This window comes from Mesorhizobium salmacidum (SeqCode) (genome assembly GCF_037179605.1).
Taxonomy (GTDB): domain Bacteria; phylum Pseudomonadota; class Alphaproteobacteria; order Rhizobiales; family Rhizobiaceae; genus Mesorhizobium; species Mesorhizobium salmacidum.
Genome location: NZ_JAPYKS010000004.1, coordinates 40,776 through 62,443, shown reverse-complemented (window position 1 = coordinate 62,443; position 21,668 = coordinate 40,776). Strand labels below are relative to the sequence as shown.

Below are 21,668 nucleotides of genomic sequence, written 5' to 3'. Positions count from 1 at the left end.
AGGAAAGCCAAGAATGTCCGAGGTTCATGTCCATCGCGTCCAGCCGGCGTGGAAGAAGAACGCGCTGATCGACAATGACACTTACCTCAAATGGTATGCCGACAGCGTGAAGAACCCGGACAAGTTCTGGGGCAAGCACGGCAAGCGGATCGACTGGTTCAAGCCCTTCTCCAAGGTCAAGAACACCTCCTTCGACGGCAAGGTCTCGATCAAGTGGTTCGAGGATGGCCAGACCAACGTCTCGTATAATTGCATCGACCGCCACCTGAAGAAGCGCGGCGACCAGACCGCCATCATCTGGGAAGGCGACAACCCTTACGACGACAGGAAGGTCACCTACAACGAGCTCTACGAGCATGTTTGCCGGCTTGCCAATGTGATGAAGAAGCACGGCGTCAAGAAAGGGGACCGCGTTACCATCTACATGCCGATGATCCCGGAGGCGGCTTACGCGATGCTGGCCTGCACGCGTATCGGCGCCATTCATTCGGTCGTCTTCGGCGGCTTTTCGCCGGACGCCTTGGCCGGCCGCATCGTCGACTGCGAATCGACCTTCGTCATCACTGCCGACGAGGGTCTGCGTGGAGGAAAACCCATTCCTCTGAAGGAGAACACCGACAAGGCGATCGACGTTGCCGCCAAGCACCATGTCAAGGTCAAGACCGTCGTGGTCGTGCGCCGCACGGGCGGCAAGATCGGCTGGGCGCCGGGGCGCGATGTCTGGTATCACGACGAAGTCGCGACGGTGAAGCCTGAGTGCAAGCCGGAGAAGATGAAGGCCGAGGATCCGCTTTTCATCCTCTACACGTCGGGCTCGACCGGCAAGCCGAAAGGCGTGCTGCACACCACCGGCGGCTATCTCGTCTATGTATCGATGACGCACCAATATGTCTTCGACTGTCATGACGGCGACATCTACTGGTGCACCGCCGATGTCGGCTGGGTGACCGGCCACAGCTACATCGTCTATGGACCGCTCGCCAACGGCGCCACCACGCTGATGTTCGAGGGCGTGCCGAACTACCCCTCGCAGTCGCGCTTCTGGGAAGTCATCGACAAGCACAAGGTCAACATCTTCTACACCGCCCCGACAGCGCTGCGCGCGCTGATGGGCGCCGGCGACGCGCATGTCACCAAGACATCGCGAAAATCGCTGCGCGTGCTGGGCTCGGTCGGCGAGCCGATCAACCCGGAAGCCTGGGAGTGGTATTTCAACGTCGTCGGCGACGGCAAGGTGCCGATCGTCGACACATGGTGGCAGACCGAGACCGGCGGCATCCTGATTACGCCGCTGCCGGGCGCTACCGACCTCAAGGCAGGCTCGGCGACACGGCCCTTCTTCGGCGTCCAGCCGCAACTGGTCGACAGCGAGGGCAAGGTGGTGGACGGTGCGGCCGACGGCAACCTCTGCATCACCGATTCCTGGCCGGGCCAGATGCGCACCGTCTATGGCGATCACGACCGTTTCGTGCAGACCTATTTCTCCGCCTACAAGGGAAAATATTTCACAGGTGACGGCTGCCGCCGCGATGCGGACGGCTACTACTGGATCACCGGCCGCGTCGACGACGTCATCAATGTCTCCGGCCACCGCATGGGCACGGCCGAGGTCGAATCGGCTCTGGTCAGCCATGACAAGGTTTCCGAGGCCGCCGTGGTCGGCTATCCCCATGACATCAAGGGCCAGGGCATCTATTGCTATGTCACGCTGATGGCCGGCGAGCAGCCGAGCGAAGAGTTGCGCAAGGAACTCGTCGCCCATGTCCGCAAGGAGATCGGCGCCATCGCGACGCCCGACAAGATCCAGTTCGCGCCCGGCCTGCCCAAGACGCGTTCGGGCAAGATCATGCGCCGCATCCTGCGCAAGATCGCCGAGGACGATTTCTCCGCACTTGGCGACACCTCGACGCTTGCCGATCCGGCCGTGGTCGACGATCTCATCGCCAACCGGCAGAACAAGAAGGGCTGATGCGGGAAGACGCGGCATTGGGCACCGTCACCCAGTTGTGGCGCTATCCGGCGAGTTCGCTCGCCGGCGAGCGCCAGGACGCCATCCTGGTCGGCACCCACAGCATCGAGGGCGACCGTATGTTCGGCCTCGTCGACATCTCGGACAACGAGATCGCCCGGCCCGATCGTGACGCCAAATGGCACAAGGTGCCGAGCATCCGCACCCGGCTGAGCCACGGCGGCGAATTGGAAATCGCCATCCCCGATGGCGACTGGCTCGCCGCACCCAGCGCCGAATGCGACCGCGCCGTGTCGGCCTATCTCGGCTTCGGCGTCTCGATCCGGCCGTTCCGCAGGGAGAATGCGGCAGGCTATGCCGGTCCGCTGACCGCGGAACGCTACCGCAAGGCGCCGATCCATCTCCTGACCACGGCATCGCTGGCGCGGCTGAAGGCACTGCATCCGGAAGGGGCCGCCGATCCGCGCCGCTTCCGCCCCAACATCGTCGTCGACATCGCTCCGGTCGAGGGCTCGTTTCCCGAAACCGAATGGATCGGCCGCAAGCTCGCCATCGGCGACCTGGTCTTGACCATCTCCGAGCCGTGCCGCCGCTGCGGCTTCACCATCATCGCCCAGGACGGTTTCGACAATGATCCAGGGATCCTGCGCAATCTGGTCCGCCACAACGGCCACAATCTCGGCGTCTATTGCACCGTCGACCAGCCTGGCCGTGTCGAAATCGGTGCGCCGATGCGGTTTGTCTGACCTGCCGACCCAAGCCTATCGATAAAGGTCCGCCCGGGTCGGTGGCAGGCCGCTCGGGCCTCGCGCGCGTTTGGTGGCGACGGTCTGGAATATCTGCGCCGAGGCGCGTTCGAAGGTGATGGAGCAGCCGCTCAGGTAAAGCAGCCATAGCCGCGCCTTGGCTTCGCCGACCTCGGCGACCGCCTCGCCGAACCGCGCCTGCAGACGCTCGGCCCACAGCCTGCAGGTGCGGGCATAGTGCTCGCGCAAATTCTCGACATCGTAGACGAGGAAGCCGTGCGCTTCGAGATTGCCTAGCGTCATGCCGATCGTGTCGAGCTCGCCACCCGGGAAGATGTATTTGATCAGCGCCTTGTATTCCGGCCCCTTGCGCAGGGTCTTCTTGATGTCGCCCTTGCTGCGCCTTGTGATGGCGTGATGCAGATAGATGCCGCCCGGTTTCAGCAGCCGGTGGACAGCGGAGAAGTAGGCCGCATGGTTTGCCAGGCCCAGATGCTCGAACATACCGATGGACGATATCTTGTCGAAGGTGCCGGTGAGCTCTGCGTAGGACTTTATCTCGATGGTGATCTTGTCCTCCAGACCCTCGGCGCGAATGCGCTCGCGGGCTAGCGAGGTCTGGGCCTGCGACAGCGATACGCCGTGTCCGACGACACCATAATTTTTCGCGGCGTGGATCAGCATCGCGCCCCAGCCGCAGCCGATGTCGAGCAATCTTTCACCGGGTTTCAGCCGAAGCTTGCGGCAGATATGGTCGAGCTTGTCGACCTGCGCCTCGTCGATGCCGTTTGCGAAATCCTGGAAATACCCGCAGCTATAGACCATGCGCTCGTCGAGAAAGAGCCCGTAGAAGGCATTCGAGATATCATAGTGATGCTGGATCGCCTCCTTGCTGGAGCCGCTGACGAACGGGTTGCGACCAGTGAGATCAACCCGCGACGCCATCTGCTTTCTCGAAAACAGCACCGCCGGCAAGTCACGCAGAAGCGCCCGTTTCGGCAATGTCTTCAGCTTCGACCGCAGCTTGCCCGTCGAAGGCAGGGCGTAGAAATCGAACAGCGATCCATCCTCGATGTCGACTGCCTTGGAAATCCACATCTCGATAAGGGTCGACAGGGAAGGTCGGCGAACGATCTGCCAGACAATGTCGTGGTCGTTGATGACGAGCACGGGGCCGGTGGCGGGACCGATCCGCTCGCCGGTCCACAGCCTGACCGCGAAGGCGGGCTTCACCGCCTCGACTACCGTTCGAACGATGCGCGCAGCTCTTTCGGTGGCGTCCATACCCATCCCCCCTGTCGATGGCTCAATCTTGTCCGTTCGGGACCTGGATCGCAAGCCAAAGCATAGGGGCCATCTTCCGGCAAGGATGCCTTTTTCAGCATGGCACTTGTCATTTGCTGCAACGCACCCCATCATGAGGGTGTGTTCAACAAATCGAAAGGAGGTGATCCGATGTCGAGTGATTTCGTTTTCCAGAACGTGGCCTCAGCGGATTGCACTTTCGGGAAGCAGTCTTCCCGTTAAGGCGCGAGATGCGCGGCGGGTGACGTGAACGTCACCGCCATTGAGCCGCGCCATGGACGGAAACACGGAAGGCCGCCGGCTTCGAAAGAAGCGGCGGCCTTTTCCGTTTGGGATGGGTCCTACTTCGTCAAAGCAAGGGTTTCGATGTTGCGGGCGATTGTCTGAAACGCCGAATCCAATTCGGCCCCGTCGGCGGCCTGGTAGAAGTGCTTGACCGAACCGGTATCGGGGCTGGCACAGTTCTGGAGCGTCGAAGCGGCATTCGTCTCATCGAGTTTGAAGCCGATCGTGAAGATCTCTATGCCTTTGTCGCGCATGGCGGCGCAGAGTTTTGTCGCGGCCGTGCGGGTCGTTTCCTTGCCGGCATCGTTATAGACTCCGCCAACGCTGGTCGCGTCGAAATAGGACAGGTTGAATTCGCCGTCTGTCATAAGGATCGCGTACTTGCCAACTTTCTTGGGATCGAATTTGGCTGGCCGCTGAGAGGCATTGAGCACGCCGCCCCAGCTTTCCGACAGCATATACCAGGTCCATTGAACGCCGATGTGGCCGGCAGTACCCCCCGAGGCGCCGAGATTCTGGATGACATTCTTGAGCGTGGCGACGTCAGCCGTCAAAGGGACGAGTGCGGCGGCCGGGCAAGCCGCAGTGTTTGTGTTGACGGCAAAGCTAGACAACAGATAGTCGCGGTTGACCATGCTGGAGCCAGGACCCGCGTCCGAATATTGATCGGTCCCCTTGCGTTCGGTGGCGCAATTGTCCGGGCGCGGGGATGCCGAAGCAGGTTGAGCGCTCGCATTGCCGGGCGCCTGCTTGCGCTGACTGGCATTGGCTTCCACATAGACGCTGCTGGCCGCAAGTTGGCCGGTATTGACCGAATTGGCGTAGGGCACGATGGAGAGGCGAACGCGCGGCTTGTTCGGGTCCTGAGTGCCCAGGAAGCTGTCCACCGCATTGGCGGCGGCGGTCCTCAGGTCCTTGATTTTCTGACCGGCCATCGATCCGGTTACATCGAGCATCATCGCCACTTCGATGGTCTTGTCCGAATAGAGCGATGTTGTCGAAGCAGTGACCCGCCTCGCATCGTCCGTGCCGAAAATCGGGAAGAACAGGGCAACATCGACGTGAGCGTCCACCTGGACCGTTTTTGCGATCTTGTCGACGATCAGCCGGTCAAGAATGACTTGGCCGGCCTGCAGAATTCCGGCGGTAGCGTTGGCGTCGAGAAAGGCCTGCACGGATTTGTTTGCGTCGGCCTCCTTGATGGCACCGGTGGTCAGGTCACGTGCCGTCGATGTCACGGCCGCGTCGACGACGCCCTGCAGGCTCGATTTGGCATTGTAGAGCTGCGTGACATTGACCGAGAAGCCCGCGACCAGCGCCAAGACCGAGGCAGCAAAGCCGAACAGGACCGCGAAATTTCCACCGCGATCTCTGGCGAACCCGCCGACCGCGTGAACAAGACCCCCGTAATTCCGCATCCAACAGCCTCCGCTTGCCTCGGCCTCGTCGCCGCGGACAGGGCAATGCAGGATTCCAGCCGGATGACGCCACCTCCGGCCGCAACACTTTCGACCAGACATCAAACCGTTGTTTTTGTTTGCTTTCGACCTTCGTGAAGGTGAATGACTGGTAAACGAAAACCACGATCGTCGCCGCGTTTACCAGGCGCTTACCATGTCGAGACGAGGCAATCGCCGAAGCGTGGCGGCGTCCTGTTGCGGCACAGGCCTTCTGTGCCGAAGCGGACCAACTGTCCCAGGGTTGCGAGGCATGTCGAGGCACAAACTACCCAGCGTGTTGATATTCAGGTCAGGCCGGCCTCACCTGAATATCAATATAGCTAGGCCAGCACCTGCGCGCTGACTGTCCTGTCGATACCGTGGTGGGGTGGATTGAACAGCCTGCCTTCCTGTTCGTAGGTCCATACCTTGAACAAGGTGAGCCGGTGCGGGCCGAAACTGTGCAGCAAGGGAACGTCGGTGGCGTCGCGGCCGCGCGCGATGACGACCCGACCAACCCTGGGCCGGTTGTGGCGCGGATCGAACGTGTACCACTTGCCGTCGAGGAACGCTTCCATCCAGGCCGAGAAATCCATCGGCGCCGGATCGGCCGGCACGCCGATGTCGCCGAGATAGCCGTTCACGTAGCGCGCCGGAATGTTCATGCAACGGCAAAGCGTGATCGCCAGATGGGCGAAGTCGCGGCACACTCCGACGCGTTCCTCGTGCGCCTGCGCGGCGGTGCGGGTCGAACGCGCATAGCCATAGCCGAAGGACAGGCGGTTGTGGACATAGTCGACAATCGCCTGCACCCGCGCCCAACCGGACGGAAGATGGCCGAAAAGCTGCCAGGCGAGATTGCTCAGATGATCTGTCTCGCAATAGCGGCTGCCCAGGAGATAGAAGAGCACCTCGTCGGGTAACTCGGCGACCGGCATTTCCCGGGCCAGCGTGTTGACCTCGTCCGTCTCGCCACTGTCCTCAACAACCGCGTCGTAGAGGATGCGAAAGCCGCCGGCAGGCGCGGTAAAACGGCGGCAGGCATTGCCATGCAGGTCGTGATAGAGCCTGGTCGGCACCGATGGCGAGATGAGCACACGCGTCTGCCGCTTGATGTCGGCCCGCCTGTCCTTGTGGATTTCGAGCAGAGAAATCACCGGGGTTGCCTCGGCGCATTCAATCGCGATCTCGTAGCCGAGGCGTATCAGCATGGGCGTCGTCCCCTGGTTCGCGTGATGGGAATTGTACGGTTTCAAACGTTGCAAGGTGACGGTGGTTCCCTGGATCGCGACCCAAAAGCGCTCTCGCGCCTTTTCATGTCGGCACCTTGGCGTTACGGTTGCGTCCTCCCTCGACACCCTCCCCCGGACTTCAAGGAAAATCATGTTTGCTGGCAAAAAATTCGCCGCCTTCCTCTTCGATATGGACGGCACGCTCATCAATTCCATCGCCTCGGCGGAGCGGGTCTGGGGCGACTGGGCGCTGCGCCACGGCCTCGACGTCGCGGCCTTCCTGCCGACAATTCATGGCGTGCGGGCGATCGAGACCATCACCGCCCTTGCACTCCCGGGCGTCGACCCGACACACGAAGCCGATTTACTGCTGAAGGCCGAGGCCGACGATCTCGAGGGCATCCTCCAGATCTCCGGTGCCGTGGCGTTTCTCAACGCGCTGCCGCCGGAGCGCTGGGCGATCGTAACCTCGGCGCCACGCTCGTTGGCGCTTGCACGCATGAAGGTCGCCGGCATCCCTGTCCCTGGGGTCCTCGTCGCGGCGGAGGATGTTTCCCGCGGCAAGCCGGCGCCCGACTGTTTCCAGCTCGGCGCAAGACGGCTTGGCTTCGACGCGCGTGACTGCCTGGTGTTCGAGGATGCCCCGGCTGGCATCGCGGCGGCGGAGGCGGCGGGAGCGTCGGTCATGGTGATCAACGCCACGCACCAGCATCCCCTGGCAACACAGCATGCCGCGATCGCCGGTTACGACGAAATCGACATCACCGTCGACGAACGCGGCTGGGTCGCGCTCGAGCCGCAGCGCAACGCAGCTTAGAGTGCAGCGCGGCCTGGAGTGTGCCGAGATTCAGGTCAGGCCGAGTCGAAAACGGAAGCTGCCGAGAACCGGAGCGGAGCGTACTGAGCTACGTGAGCAACGGAAGCGCAGGCAGCTTCCGTTTGCAGGCCGGTCTCACCTGAATATCAACACACTCTAGAAGTCGCTGGTCAGGCCTTTGACCTCCCAGTCGCCATAGCGGCCGGGTTCCTTGCCGCCGCGGCCGCCGATTTCCCGGGGCAGTGCTGCTTCCTTGCGGCGGTAGTCTTGCCGCCTTGCCTCAGCTTCCTGCAGCGCGCGGCGGGCGGCGGGCGTCAGCTCTTTTGGCGGCTCGCCGTCATCCGTGCCGGCCGGCGTTTTACTGGTTTCATCGTTCATGCGATATCTCGACCGGATTGAAACAGGAACAGGCGTTTCCCATCATATAGCGATGACCTCACTCGGATCGACCCTTTTTCACCACCATCCGGACAGGAGCAGACGATGAACACCATCCGCACCGCCATGCTTCTCGCCGCCATGACTGCGCTGTTCATGGGCGTCGGCTTCCTGATTGGCGGTTCGGGCGGCATGATGATCGCCCTGCTGGTCGCTGCCGGCACCAATTTGTTCAGCTACTGGAACGCCGACAAGATGGTGCTGTCGATGAACCGCGCCGTCGAGGTCGACGAGAAGAACGCGCCGGAATATTACGCCATCGTCCAGGCACTGGCCAAACAGGCCGGGCTGCCGATGCCGAAAACCTATCTGATCGACAATCCGCAGCCGAATGCCTTTGCCACCGGCCGCAATCCGCAGAACGCGGCTGTCGCCGCCTCCACCGGCCTGCTGCAGCGGCTAACCCATGAAGAGGTCGCCGCCGTGATGGCGCATGAGCTCGCCCACGTCCAGCACCGCGACACGCTGACCATGACCATCGTCGCCACCTTTGCCGGTGCCATCTCGATGCTCGGCAATTTCGCCTTTTTCCTTGGCGGCAACCGCGACAACAACCCGTTCGGCTTTGTCGGCGTGCTGGCGGCGATGATCGTCGCGCCCTTCGCGGCCATGATCGTGCAGATGGCGGTCAGCCGCACCCGCGAATATGAGGCCGACCGGCGCGGCGCCGAAATCTGTGGACACCCGCTATGGCTGGCCTCCGCGCTTGACAAGATCGCCCGCGGGGCCGAACGCATTCCCAACCCCGATGCCGAGCGCAATCCCGCGATGGCGCATCTCTTCATCATCAACCCCCTGCATGGCGAGCGCATGGACAGTCTGTTCTCCACCCATCCGAGCACCGACAACCGCATCGCCGCCCTGCAGGCAATGGCGCGGCAGATGGGCGATGGCGCTCCGCGAACCGCGCAGCGCCAGGCACCGACGCCACCGCAAATGGACGAGCCGCAAGCGGCTGGACCGTGGGGCAAGCCGGCCGAACCGGAACAGCCGGCCGAACCGGCCAGCCCGAAATCCAATCCGTGGGGTCGCAACCCGACCGGGCCCAAGGGCCGGTGGTCGTGAGCGTGGCGGGCAGAGCACCTCGACGCACGGTTTCAGGCGATCAGGAACATAATGCCGGCGGCGAGTTCGTTGCCGGTCTCGCCGCGCGCAAGGCGGCCGCGCGGCTGCTGGCCGCAGTCATCGACGCCCGCACGCCGCTAGACGGCCTGACCGATCACGAGAACGGCCACCCGCAATACCGGGCACTCGATTTGCGCGACCGTGGCCTGGTGCGCGCCATACTGGTAACCGCGCTGCGCTACCGCATGACAATATCGGGACTGCTGGCGCGGCGCCTGGAAAAGCCGCTGCCGCCCAACGCGACCGCCTTGTCGCACATACTGCATGTGGCGGCAGCGCAGATCCTGTTCCTCGACATCCCCGACAGTGCCGCCGTCGACCTTGCCGTGACCCACGCCAAATCCGACCCCCGCACGCAGCGCTTTTCCGGCTTGGTCAACGGCGTGCTGCGCACGCTGGCGCGAGCCAAGGAAGTCGAGCTTCCGGCCGCGCTTGCCGCCACAGACGAAGCGCCAAAATGGTTTTCCGACCGGCTGAAGGCCGCCTATGGCACCGAGAAGGCCCGGCAGATCCTGGCTGCCCATCGCCACGAGGCGCCGGTCGATTTCTCGGTCAAGGCCGATGCCGAACTCTGGGCCGAAAAGCTCGGCGGCATTGTCCTGCCCACGGGAACGGTTCGGGTGGAGAAGCTAGCCTGCGCCGTCACGGAATTGCCGGGCTTCGCGGAGGGGGCATGGTGGGTCCAGGATGCGGCGGCCAGCCTTCCCGCCCGGCTGTTCGGCGGTGTCACCGGCCTGCGCGTCGCCGACCTTTGCGCAGCGCCCGGCGGCAAGACCGCGCAGCTCATTCTCGCTGGCGCCAGGGTCACAGCGGTAGACACCTCGAAGAACCGCTTGGCGCGGCTGGCGCAGAATCTCGACCGCCTCGGCCTCTCCGCCGACATCGTCCAGGCCGATCTGCTCAAATACGAGCCCAGCGAATTGTTCGACGCCGTGCTGCTCGATGCGCCGTGTTCCTCGACGGGCACGGTGCGGCGGCATCCGGACGTGCCGTGGACCAAGACGGCGGCGGACGTCGGAAAACTCGCCGACCTGCAACGCAGGCTGCTCGCCCGCGCCGTTACACTGGTCAGGCCCGGCGGCCGGATCGTCTTTTCCAATTGTTCGCTCGACCCGCTCGAAGGCGAAGAACTGCATCGTTCCGTTCTCAAGGACACGGCTGCGGTCATTGACGATCCGCTGCGGCAAGGTGAGATCGCCGGCATCGATTCGTTCCTGACGCCGCAAGGCACACTGCGCACCACGCCCGCCGATCTTGACCTCGGCGCGCCGGAGCGCTCCGGTCTGGACGGCTTCTTCGCCGCGCGCATGCGTCGAACCTCGGCCTAAGCACTGGGATTTGCAGATTTTTTTAGGAAGGAACCGGTCCAAAAGCAGGGGACCCGGCTCCGTCCTATGGAATTCGCCTTCGCATAAGTTCTTGAACCATATAAGCTTGTGCTTGGGGTAGAGGACGATCAGGAGGGGTTTTGGCACTGGCTGCCAGCAACACGACGCGTCTGTGGACGCTGGTCGCGAAGGAGTTCTGGCGCAAGACGCGCCGGCGCCTGCGTGCCAGCCCGGTCTATCGCTGGCGCTATTCCGGCCGCACGCCCGAACGTGTCCTGATCGCGCCGCCGGACCTGCGCCTCGCCGACCCGCAGATCGCACTCGAGATCTATTACGGCCGCTATCCACTGTCTGGCCATCTGGTCGAGACCGGCGGCAAGTCGCCCTTCCAGATCAATGTCCCCAATCACGGGTGGCAGAAGACGCTGCATGGCTTCCGCTGGCTGCGCCACATGCGTGCCGCCGGCACGGAGCTCGCCGCGGCAAACGCCCGCGCGCTCGTCTCCGACTGGATCGCCATGCATGGCAACCATATTTCAGGCATCGCCTGGGAGCCAGGCACGACGGCCAAACGCATCATCGCCTGGCTGCAGCATTCCTCCGTTGTGCTGCAGGGCGCCGAGTTCCCCTTTTACCGCGCGTTCCTGAAATCGCTGGCCATGCAGATCCGCTATCTCAGGTCGATGGCGCGCGAAATGCCCGACGGCAAGGACCGGCTGCGCGCCCGCATCGCACTGGCCTTCGCGGCACTGTCCCTGCCGGCGCCGGCCTCCGCGCTGCGCGGCGCCACCCGCAACCTTGCCGGGGAACTCAATCGCCAGATCCTTGCCGATGGCGGCCATATCTCGCGCAATCCAATGGCTGTGCTGGAAATCCTCGCCGACCTCCTGCCGCTGCGCCAGACCTACGCCAACCAGGCCGAAGCGCCGCCGCAGGCGCTGATCGGCGCCATCGACCGCATGCTGCCGGCGCTGCGCTTCTTCCGTCATCAGGATGGCAGCCTCGCCCGCTTCAACGGTATGGGCGCCACAATCCATGACCGCATCGCCACCATCCTGCGCCTTGACGACACCGCCGGCTCCCCGCTGCTGCATGCACCGCATTCGGGCTATGAACGGCTGGCGATCGGCGGCACCACCGTGATCGCCGATACCGGCCTGCCGCCGCCGGTCGACGTGTCCAATGCAGCCCATGCCGGCTGCCTCGCCTTCGAACTGTCGTCGGGCCGCCAGCACTATATCGTCAATGCCGGCATCGACACCTACGGCGCCGCCGAGTTCCGGCCACTGGCCCGCGCCACCGCAGCGCATTCGACAGCCACCATCAACGACACGTCTTCGGCGCGTTTCACCCACGCGCTGCGGGTCAACGACCAGTTGGGTTCACCATTGATCGGCGGCCCACAGCAAGTGCAGTGCAAGCGGATCGACCAGAAGGGCGTCCACGGTTTCATCGCCCGCCATGACGGCTATCTGCAGCGTTTCGGCTTCCTGCACGAGCGTGAGCTGAAACTCTCCTCGGACGGCAATGTGCTGGCGGGCCGGGACCGGTTCCAGCGGCCCGGCAACGCCGCGATCCGCAACAGCGGCCGCGATTTCATCACCGTGCGCTTTCACGTCCATCCGGACATCAATCTGCTGCAGGACGAACAGGAGCGGCTGGTGCTGACCGCCGATCTGGCCGACACTTGGGTGTTCACCTCGGACGAGGTGGTGCCCGAAGTTGAGGAATCGATCTATTTCGCCGGTCTGGGCGGGCCGCGCCGCAGCCGCCAGATCGTGCTCGCCTTCAAGGCGTCCGAAATTGCCGAAGTCCATTGGCAGCTGACGCGGACAAAGATCGCCGGTTATCCCGAAAACAACTGAACCGCCGCCAAACCAGTCGGCTCAAGCCTGCTGCGGGATACCGAAGGCGTCATAGGTGCTGAGCGATGGCGGACCGGCGAAGGCGAAGCGGATCTTGTCGACCGTCGCCGCCGCCTCGCCGCTTCGGTCATAGCGCTCGGCATCCTCTGCCGTGCTCCAAACGTTGATTGCCATGAACGTGTCGCGCGCCTGGTGCTGCTGCAGCAGCACGGCGCTGATATTGCCCTCGGCAGCGCGGATGGCGGGGATCGCCTCGGCCTCGTAGACGTCCAGCAACCGCTCCGTCGTGTCCGGCAACGCCCTGAACTGGCCAATACGCACGAATGCCATAGGTTTTCCTCCATCGCGAGAAGATGAGCCTATACTGGATGCCCTCAATTTCATATGAAACCGTCGAATGACGCGCGACGCTTGATTTCCGGGCCTCATATGCTACGGCGCGGGCATCCATCACACCAGCCGTGAAAGGCCGCCAGCCAATGGCCGTCGCCGCCAAGAATATTCCCGCCCCGGACCTCGTTCCCGTCCGCCGTGCCTTGCTCTCCGTCTTCGACAAGACCGGGCTGATCGATTTCGCCAGGGCGCTGGCCGCGGCCGGTGTCGAACTCGTCTCCACCGGCGGCACGGCAAAAGCGATCGCCAAAGCCGGCATGGCGGTGCGCGATGTCTCCGAGCTCACCGGTTTTCCCGAGATCATGGACGGCCGCGTCAAGACGCTGCACCCGTCCGTGCACGGCGCGCTGCTTGGTGTGCGCGACGATCCCGAGCATGCATTGGCGATGCGCAAATACGGCATCGAGCCGATCGATCTCGTCGTCTCCAACCTTTATCCGTTCGAGGAAGTCCGCCGCTCCGGCGCCGACTACGCGGCCATCGTCGAGAATATCGACATTGGCGGCCCGGCGATGATCCGCGCCTCGGCCAAGAACCATGCCTATGTCGCCATTGTCACCGACCCCGGCGACTACGCCGCGGTGCTCAACGCGCTGGAGATGAACATCGGCTCGCTGTCGCTGGATTTCCGCAAGAAGCTGGCGGCCAAGGCCTTCGCCCGCACCGCCACTTATGACGCGGCGATCTCGGGCTGGTTCGCCGAGGCGCTGGAGATCGAGCATCCGACCTGGCGCGCCTTCGGCGGCAGGCTTGCCGAGGTCATGCGCTATGGCGAAAACCCGCATCAGGATGCCGGCTTCTACGTCAATGGCGACAAGCGGCCAAGCGTCGCCACGGCGCGGCAGCTGCAGGGCAAGCAGCTATCCTACAACAACATCAACGACACCGATGCCGCCTTCGAACTGGCCGGCGAGTTCGATCCGAACCGCTCGGCCGCCGTCGCGATCATCAAGCACGCCAATCCGTGCGGCGTGGCCGAAGGTACGTCGCTGAAAGCGGCCTACGCCAAGGCGCTCGCCTGCGACCCGGTCTCGGCCTTCGGCGGCATCGTCGCCTTGAACCGCACCCTTGACGCCGAGGCGGCCGAGGAAATCGTGAAGACCTTCACCGAGGTGATCATCGCCCCCGACGCCACCGACGAGGCCGCGGCAATCATAGCTGCCAAGAAGAATTTGCGCCTGCTGGTCACCAGCGGCCTCCCCGACCCGCGCACCGCAGGCACGACGGTCAAGTCGGTTTCCGGTGGCCTGCTCGTCCAGGGCCGCGACAACGCCGTGGTCGACGACCTCGAATTGAAGGTGGTGACGAAGCGCGCGCCTACGCCGAGCGAAATGGCCGATCTGAAATTCGCCTTCCGCGTCGCCAAGCACGTCAAGTCGAACGCCATCGTCTATGCCAAGGACGGTGCCACCGTCGGCATCGGCGCCGGCCAGATGAGCCGGGTCGATTCCTCACGCATCGCCGCGCGCAAGGCCGTCGACGCGGCGGAGACGGCAGGCATGGCGGAGCCGTTGACCAAGGGCTCGGTGGTCGCTTCGGACGCCTTCTTTCCCTTCGCCGACGGCCTGCTGTCGGCCATCGAAGCCGGTGCCACCGCCGTGATCCAGCCGGGCGGTTCGATGCGCGACGACGACGTCATCGCCGCCGCCGACGAACACGGCATCGCCATGGTGTTCACAGGCGTGCGGCATTTCCGGCATTGAGGAGCTTCTTCCCCTTCTCCCCTTGTTGTGGGAGAAGGAAGAGGCGCTGCTATTCAACTGGCCGATCCGCCGGATACGGTGTGCGAACCAGGATCGCCATGCCGATGGCCAGGAACAGGATAATCGCCGCCATGCCAAGCCGCGCCGAGCCGCTGGTTGCGGTAATCGTCGCCACCATGAACGGCGCCAGGAAACTGGTTGCCCGCCCGGCCAGCGCATAGATGCCGAAATAGCGGCCGGATTCGGCTGCGGTCACGCTGCGCGCCATGTAGGAGCGCGACGACGCCTGCACCGGCCCGAAAGCCAGGCCGATCAGCAGGCCGTACATGATGTAGGCCTTTTCGGCCGCCGTGCCGAACAGGCCTCCCGAGTCGGCGGTCGAAAGCTGGATCAGGCCAAGCAGCGTGAAGCCCGGGCCGGTCGAGACGACGCCGATGGTGGCGATGGACAGCATGACCAGCGAAATCATCACCACCGCCTTGGAACCCAGGCCGGTGTCGAGCCGCGCCGCGATCCAGCAACCGAAGATGGCGACGACGTTGAGGATGATGCCGAACATGCCGATCTCGGTGATCGACCATTGGAACATGCCCGCCGCGAAGGTGCCGCCCAGCGCCAGTAGCGCATTGACGCCATCCTGATAGATCATGCGGGCGACGAGGAAGCGGAAGATGCCGCCACGCTTGCGCACCTCGGCCAGCGTCGATTTCAGCTCCGACAGGCCTTCGCGCACCGCCGGCCCGATCGGGATGCCCTTGATCGCGTCGGGCGTGAAGAAGAACATCGGCAGGATGAACAGGAAATACCATCCGGCCGACAGCGGCCCGGTGGCGCGGGCATCCTCGCCCAGCTGCGGGTCAAGACCGAACAATGGGATGATGCCGATGATCGTCTTGCCGGTTTCCGGCGAGCCGGCCAGGCAGGTGACGACGAAGATCAGTGCGATCATGCCCCCGAGATAACCGAGGCCCCAGGCCACGTTGGAGATGCGGCCGATCTCGCTCTTCGGCACCAGGCGCGGCATCATGGAATCGTTGAAGACGGTGGAAAACTCCGCCGCCACCGACGCCAGCGAGAACAGCGCCACGATCAGGAACAGGTTCGAGCCGGGCGCGGCGAACCAGAGCAAGGTGAGACTGGTGACCTTGATCGCGGCGAAGAAGGCGATCCATGGCTTGCGCGGTCCGGTCTGGTCGGCGATCGAACCGAGGATCGGCGACAGCACCGCGATGACCAGCCCGGCAGCGGCGATGCCATAGCCCCAGACGGCTTGGCCGGTGGTGGGATCGCCCGCCATGCGCGAAACGAAATAGGGGCCGAAAATGAAGGTGGTGACGACCGTGAAGAACGGCTGCGCCGCCCAGTCGAAGAACATCCACCCCCAAATGCCGCGCCCGGACGCCCGCTGGATCGTCTCTACCGCCATAGTGATTCCCCCGGCACCCGCTCCGCCCATTTGGGGCGCCATGTCTGCATGTTTCGAATGTTCATGCAAATGGACAAGCGCTGGCTCACATTCCCGTCAGATCGCTCATCAGGCCTGACGCAACCGACAGCCGCGACACGGTGATGTCGCCGCCTTCCGTCAGCGCCTGTAGCCGATCGCGGATGCGCGCCACCCGCTCGCCGCCGGCTTCGAGCCAGGCCGCCACCGGATCGGCCGCCTTGGACTGGCCGGTGAGCGCGGCGACCGCGATACCGCGCCGTGCCGCGCCGATCGTGTCGGTGGCGCGGGACAGAGCGAGTTGATCATAATAGTCCGAAGGCGTGATCGAGCGCGCCGCATCCTCGACGCGCGGGATGCGGAAGGCATCGCTGACGGCGAAGAACGCCCTGGCGGCCGCGACAATATCGGCACCGGCGGTGCGCGCCGTCAGCGCGATGTCGGGGATGAGCTCCGCCGCCTCGCTCATCGCCAGCTGCTCGGCCAGCTTCTCCGGGGCGCCAGCCTTGAACAGCCCGTGCCGCTTCTCCTCGATCCGCTCGCGGGAAAAAGCCGGCAGCAGCGATACCAGTTTGGGCTCCAGCGCCTTGCGCGCATCCTGCAGTTCGGCGATGCGCTGGCCGAGCGGTGCCGTGCCGGCATCGTTCTTCAGATACCAGCCGCTGCTCATATAGATGAGCCGGCTCACCATCTGATAGAGATCGAGCTGCACCTGGCCGTCGATCTGGTTGTCGAGCGCGTCGATCTCGCGATAGAGCGCCGGCAGCGCAAAGCCATCGCGCACCACGGCGAAGGTGCGCACCACATCGGCGGCGGTGCGCCCCGTCGCTTCCTGCAGCCGGTTGACGAAGGACGGCCCGCCGCGATTGACCAGGTCGTTGGCCACGACACGGGCGATGATCTCGCGGCGCAGCCGATGACCGTGGATCTCGGAAGCGTATTTCTTCGCCATCCGGTCCGGGAAATAGCCCATCAGATCGCGGTCGAAATGCGCATCGTCCGGCACGTCGCTGGCGACGATGTCGGAAAACAGCACGATCTTGGCATAGGCGAGCAGAACGCCAAGCTCGGCCCGGGTCAGCGGCTCGCCGCGTGCCTCGCGTTCGGCAAGGGCTACCGGCGACGGCAACGTCTCTACCACACGATCGAGCAGGCCGCGCGCCTCCAGCGCCGTCATGAAGCGGCTTTGATGCGCGATGTCGGCGAGACCGCGCTTGCGGGCGATCGAAAGCGCCAGCGTCTGCTGGTAGTTGTTGGACAGCACCAGGCCGCCGACCTCGTCGGTCATCTCGGCCAGCAGCTTGTTGCGCGCCGGACGCGTCAGCGATCCCTTGCGCATCGCGGACGCCAGCGCGATCTTGATGTTGACCTCGACGTCGGAGCAGTTGACGCCGCCCGAATTGTCGATGGCGTCGGAATTACAGCGGCCGCCATTCATGCCGAACTCGATGCGTGCGCGCTGCGTCACACCCAGATTGGCGCCCTCGCCGATCACCTTGGCGCGCACGTCGAGCGCCGTGATGCGGACGGCATCGTTGGCGCGGTCGCCAACCTCGGCATTCGTTTCGGTCGACGCCCTGAGATACGTGCCGATGCCGCCGAACCACAACAGGTCGACCGGCGCCTTGAGGATGGCGGTCATGATCTCGACCGGCGTGGCGGTCGTCTTGGCGAGGCCGATCGCGACCGCCGCGGCCGCCGGCAAGGTGATCGACTTCTGGTTGCGCGAGACGATGACGCCGCCTTCCGACAGCTTGGTCTTGTCATAGTCCTGCCAGCTCGAACGCGGCAACGCGAACATGCGCTCGCGCTCGGCCATCGAGGCCGCCATGTCAGGATCCGGATCGATGAAGATGTCGCGATGGTCGAAGGCGGCGATCAGCCGCGTTTTCGGCGACAACAGCATGCCGTTGCCGAACACGTCGCCCGACATGTCACCGACACCGACAACAGAGAACGGCGAGGTTTGGACATCGCGGTTCATCTCGCGGAAATGCCGCTTGACCGCTTCCCAGGCGCCCTTGGCGGTGATGCCCATCTTCTTGTGGTCGTAGCCGGCCGAACCGCCGCTGGCGAAGGCATCGTCGAGCCAGAAGCCGTGCTTCTCGGAGATGGCGTTGGCGGTGTCGGAGAAGGTCGCCGTGCCCTTGTCGGCGGCGACGACGAAATAAGGATCGTCCTGGTCGCGGCGCACCACGCCGGCCGGCGGAATGACGCCGTCCAGGCCGATATTGTCGGTGATCGACAGCAGGCTGGAGACAAAGTTCTTGTAAGCCGAGGTGCCGGCCTCGAAAATGGCGTCGCGGCCGGCGCTCATCGGCAGCTTCTTGGGATAGAAGCCGCCCTTGGCGCCGACCGGCACGATGACGGCATTCTTGACCTGTTGCGCCTTGACCAGCCCGAGCACTTCGGTGCGGTAGTCCTGGGCGCGGTCCGACCAGCGCAAGCCGCCACGCGCCACCGGGCCGAAGCGCAGATGCAGGCCTTCGACCTCGGAGCCGTAGACGAAGATTTCCCGCCATGGCCGCGGCGCCGGCAATCCCTCGACCGCCTGCGATTCGAGCTTGATCGCCAGCGACTGGCCTTTCTGTTTCGTATCGGCAACGAAATGATTGGTGCGCAGCGAGGCTTCGATCAGATTTAAATAGCGGCGGATGATGGTGTCGTCGTCGATGTTGGGCACATCTTCCAGCGCATCCCTGATCTTGGCCTTGAGGTGCTTGGCCGCCACCACGCCTTCCGTTTCCGCCGCCGGGCCGAGCCGCGCGATGAACAGGTCATGCAGGCCCCGCGCGATCTCGGGATAGCGGTTGAGCGCCGCGGCAATGAAATCCTGGCTCTGCGGAATGCCGACCTGCTGCAAATAGCGGCCATAGGCGCGCAGGATCGTGATCTCGCCCGACCACAGGCCGGCGGTCTGGGCAAGGCCATTATAGCCATCATTGTCGACATCGCCGCGCCATACCGACAGGAAAGCGTCCTCGAACAGCGCGCCGCCGTCGGCGAGGTCGATCGGCTTGCCGTAGCTGTTCTCCAGCTCCATGTCGTGGATGAAGACCAAGCCCGACTGGTCGTCGCCGACCTCGAAGGTGCGCTCACTGATGACACGGAAGCCGATGTTCTCCAGCACCGGAACGCGCCGCGACAACGCCACCGGGCTGCCATGGTGATAGATCTTCAGCGCCGCCTGGTGTGGCTTCTGCTCGGCATGGCGGTAATAGTCGATGGCGATCGGATTGCCGGCGCTAATCTTGGCGATACGCCCGGCGTCGGCCAACGCCACCGCCGCGCTGAACGTATCCCGGTAGCTCTCCGGCAGCCGCGCGGCGATCGCTTTCAACGCCGGGTCGCTGCCGCTGGCTTCCGCTGCGTCGGCAAGGGCATCTTCCCAGGTGCGCACGATGTCGCGGATCGCCGCCTCTACCGTCGCCTGCTCGACCTTCGGCGTCTTGCCGCCGGAGCGGCCGATGATGAAGTGCACGCGCGCCAGCCCGCCTTCGGGGAAGGCCGGGTAGTAGGCCGACAGCCGGCCCTCGAACACGGTTTTCAGATAGGCGCCGATCTTCTCGCGCACGACGCTGTCGTAGCGGTCGCGCGGCACGAAGACGAGGATCGAGACGAAACGGTCGAACTGGTCGGCGCGCACCAGCGCTCGCACGCGCGGCCGTTCGACCAGGCCGAGAATGGCAGCGGCATGCTTGCGCAGGATCGGAACCGGCACCTGGAACAGCTCGTCGCGCGGGTAGCTTTCCAGCACGTTGATCAGCGCCTTGCCGGAGTGGTCATGGCGGTCGAACCCGGATTTGGCGATGATGGTTTCGGCCTTGGACCTGAGATACGGGATCTTCATCACCGACCGCGTATAGGCGGTCGAGGTGAACAGGCCGACGATGCGCAGTTCGCCCGCCAACGCGCCCTTGGCGGTGTAGGTCTTGACGCCGATGTAGTCGAGATAGATGCGCCGGTGCACCAGCGACTTGGCATTGGCCTTGGTGACGATCAGCGGCTCCGGTCCGTGCAGGAAAGCACGGATTTCCGGCGTCGTCGTCACCGCCTCGGTCCCGCGCCTCAGCACCAGCACGTCCGGGTCGGTCAGGATGCCCAGGCCGGGCTTTTCGGCGCGTTCCAGATTGCCGCTTTCCTCGCCGCCGGTGTATTTGAATTCACGCATGCCGAGGAAGGTGAAGTTGTCGTCGCGCAGCCACTCCAGGAAGGCGATGGCCTCGGCGACGCTCTTCTTGTCGAGCGGCACCGCCGAATAGCGGAATTCGGAGATTGCCTGATCGAGCCGGGCCAGCATCGGCCGCCAGTCGTTGACCGCGGCGTGGACCTGTCCAAGCATCTTGCGCAGCCGCTCGGTCAAGCCATTTGCCTGTTCCGCCGTCAGCCGGGGAATGTGGACATGGATCACGCTCAGCCGGTCATGGCTTCCGTCATCCCTGGCGAAATTGCCGTCGCCGAGGATCTCGTCCACACCCGTCTTGCCATGGCGAACCGTGATCACCGGATGGGTGACCAGGGTCGGTTCACCTGATGTCTCTGTGACCTCGCCGAGGATGGAATCGAACAGGAACGGCATGTTGTCGTTGACGACCGTGATGACGGTCACCGGGCGGCCTTCGCGAACGACGCCCGAATCGGCTTCGACGGCGACGACGCACTCACCCTTTTTGTGAACGGCGACCGCCTGGCCGGCGAGATCGGCGGCACGTTCGAGGTCCGTCACGTCGTAGGCGGCGATATCCTCCGCCGGCGCGCGGGCGAGCAGGTAATCGGTGAGCCTGGCCGGTCTGTCCTCGATCTTCGCCGCAGGTGCCTTCTTCTTCGACTTGGCTGCGGACTTCACACTGGCCATGACGCTTCTTCCCTCCCGTCGCATGCTTTTGCGACTATGGTAGCAGATGACCGCTGTTTGGCGACAAAGGTTTGACGGCTTGCCAAGAATTATCGGAATTCGGCGGCAAGGCATCGCCTGACGAGGAGAAATGATCCATGACCGGCAAAATCACCGCGCTTGACCTGGCCTCGGGAGAGCTGAGCGAGCCGACAAAAGCCTATTTCGCCAAATGCGAGGAAAAGCTCGGGCTCGTCCCCAACGTGCTCAGGGCCTATGCCTTCGACGACAAGAAGCTGCGCGCCTTCACCGACATGTATAACGACCTCATGCTGGGCGAATCCGGCCTGTCGAAGCTGGAACGCGAGATGATCGCTGTCGCCGTCTCCTCCATCAACCACTGCTACTATTGTCTGACCGCGCATGGTGCGGCGGTGCGTCAGCTCTCGGGCGATCCCTTGCTCGGCGAGATGATGGTGATGAATTTCCGCGCCGCCGACCTTTCCCCGAAGCAAACGGCGATGCTCGAATTCGCCGTCAAGTTGACGCAAGAGCCGGCCAGGATCGTCGAGGCCGACCGCGCTGCATTGCGCCAGGCCGGCTTCAGTGATCGCGACATCTGGGACATCGCCTCGACCGCGGCGTTCTTCAACATGTCGAATCGTGTCGCGGCCGCGATCGACATGCGGCCGAACGACGAATATCACGCCATGGCGCGATAGGGCCACGCGCGCTCCACCATCGG

15 protein-coding genes are annotated in these 21,668 nt (G+C 64.0%); 8 read left to right on the top strand and 7 right to left on the bottom strand.

All coding sequences use genetic code 11. The features are described from left to right. The first annotated feature begins 13 nt into the window (after positions 1 to 13). On the top strand, positions 14 to 1,969 hold the full coding sequence (acs, locus tag O7A60_RS06650) for an acetate--CoA ligase (RefSeq protein WP_337105603.1): 1,956 nt from the start codon (positions 14 to 16) through the stop codon (positions 1,967 to 1,969). Beyond that, the gene (locus O7A60_RS06645) at positions 1,969 to 2,715 is read left to right on the top strand and encodes an MOSC domain-containing protein (RefSeq protein ID WP_337105602.1); all 747 of its coding nucleotides are present in this window, start codon (positions 1,969 to 1,971) and stop codon (positions 2,713 to 2,715) included. Before acs ends, O7A60_RS06645 begins: the two co-directional genes overlap by 1 nt. A gap of 15 nt (positions 2,716 to 2,730) precedes the next feature. On the opposite strand, the gene O7A60_RS06640 is transcribed toward O7A60_RS06645, so the two are convergent. From O7A60_RS06640 to O7A60_RS06630, 3 genes are all read right to left on the bottom strand, one after another. After that, on the bottom strand, positions 2,731 to 3,999 hold the full coding sequence (locus O7A60_RS06640; protein ID WP_337105601.1) for a cyclopropane-fatty-acyl-phospholipid synthase family protein: 1,269 nt from the start codon (positions 3,997 to 3,999) through the stop codon (positions 2,731 to 2,733). A gap of 362 nt (positions 4,000 to 4,361) precedes the next feature. Beyond that, positions 4,362 to 5,723, bottom strand: a complete 1,362-nt coding sequence (locus O7A60_RS06635; protein ID WP_337105600.1) for a pilus assembly protein — start codon at positions 5,721 to 5,723, stop codon at positions 4,362 to 4,364. A gap of 362 nt (positions 5,724 to 6,085) precedes the next feature. After that, on the bottom strand, positions 6,086 to 6,955 hold the full coding sequence (locus O7A60_RS06630; protein ID WP_337105599.1) for a transglutaminase-like domain-containing protein: 870 nt from the start codon (positions 6,953 to 6,955) through the stop codon (positions 6,086 to 6,088). A gap of 172 nt (positions 6,956 to 7,127) precedes the next feature. Here O7A60_RS06630 and O7A60_RS06625 point away from each other — a divergent pair, with 172 nt between their 5' ends. Next, positions 7,128 to 7,793, top strand: a complete 666-nt coding sequence (locus O7A60_RS06625; RefSeq protein WP_337105598.1) for an HAD-IA family hydrolase — start codon at positions 7,128 to 7,130, stop codon at positions 7,791 to 7,793. A 156-nt stretch (positions 7,794 to 7,949) separates the two neighbouring features. Here O7A60_RS06625 and O7A60_RS06620 read toward each other — a convergent pair whose 3' ends face one another. After that, positions 7,950 to 8,171 carry a DUF1674 domain-containing protein gene (locus tag O7A60_RS06620; protein WP_027145146.1) on the bottom strand — a complete coding sequence of 74 codons (222 nt, stop codon included), beginning with the start codon at positions 8,169 to 8,171 and terminating at the stop codon, positions 7,950 to 7,952. 105 nt (positions 8,172 to 8,276) lie between these two features. On the opposite strand from O7A60_RS06620, the gene htpX reads away from it, so the two are divergent. The 3 genes from htpX (at position 8,277) to O7A60_RS06605 (ending at position 12,549) form a co-directional block, all read left to right on the top strand. Then, positions 8,277 to 9,296, top strand: coding sequence for a zinc metalloprotease HtpX (htpX, locus tag O7A60_RS06615; RefSeq protein WP_027145147.1), 1,020 nt, complete (start codon positions 8,277 to 8,279; stop codon positions 9,294 to 9,296). Continuing rightward, entirely contained in the window at positions 9,293 to 10,684 is a 1,392-nt protein-coding gene (locus O7A60_RS06610) for an RsmB/NOP family class I SAM-dependent RNA methyltransferase (protein WP_337105597.1), read from the top strand. The genes htpX and O7A60_RS06610 overlap by 4 nt, the downstream gene beginning before the upstream one ends. 140 nt (positions 10,685 to 10,824) lie before the next feature. After that, complete coding sequence (locus O7A60_RS06605) at positions 10,825 to 12,549, top strand: heparinase II/III family protein (RefSeq protein ID WP_337105596.1); 1,725 nt, start codon at positions 10,825 to 10,827, stop codon at positions 12,547 to 12,549. Positions 12,550 to 12,570: 21 nt separating this feature from the next. Here O7A60_RS06605 and O7A60_RS06600 read toward each other — a convergent pair whose 3' ends face one another. Next, positions 12,571 to 12,879, bottom strand: coding sequence for a putative quinol monooxygenase (locus O7A60_RS06600; RefSeq protein ID WP_337105595.1), 309 nt, complete (start codon positions 12,877 to 12,879; stop codon positions 12,571 to 12,573). 149 nt (positions 12,880 to 13,028) lie between these two features. Here O7A60_RS06600 and purH point away from each other — a divergent pair, with 149 nt between their 5' ends. After that, entirely contained in the window at positions 13,029 to 14,645 is a 1,617-nt protein-coding gene (gene purH / locus O7A60_RS06595) for a bifunctional phosphoribosylaminoimidazolecarboxamide formyltransferase/IMP cyclohydrolase (RefSeq protein WP_337105594.1), read from the top strand. A 49-nt stretch (positions 14,646 to 14,694) separates the two neighbouring features. Here the strand turns inward: purH and O7A60_RS06590 are convergent, their stop codons facing one another. Beyond that, positions 14,695 to 16,071, bottom strand: coding sequence for an MFS transporter (locus tag O7A60_RS06590; RefSeq protein ID WP_337105593.1), 1,377 nt, complete (start codon positions 16,069 to 16,071; stop codon positions 14,695 to 14,697). An 85-nt stretch (positions 16,072 to 16,156) separates the two neighbouring features. Further along, positions 16,157 to 20,944, bottom strand: a complete 4,788-nt coding sequence (locus tag O7A60_RS06585; RefSeq protein ID WP_337105592.1) for an NAD-glutamate dehydrogenase — start codon at positions 20,942 to 20,944, stop codon at positions 16,157 to 16,159. A 137-nt stretch (positions 20,945 to 21,081) separates the two neighbouring features. On the opposite strand from O7A60_RS06585, the gene O7A60_RS06580 reads away from it, so the two are divergent. Next, positions 21,082 to 21,645: a peroxidase-related enzyme gene (locus O7A60_RS06580; protein ID WP_140503915.1), complete on the top strand. Its 564-nt coding sequence runs from the start codon at positions 21,082 to 21,084 to the stop codon at positions 21,643 to 21,645. Positions 21,646 to 21,668 lie beyond the last annotated feature (23 nt).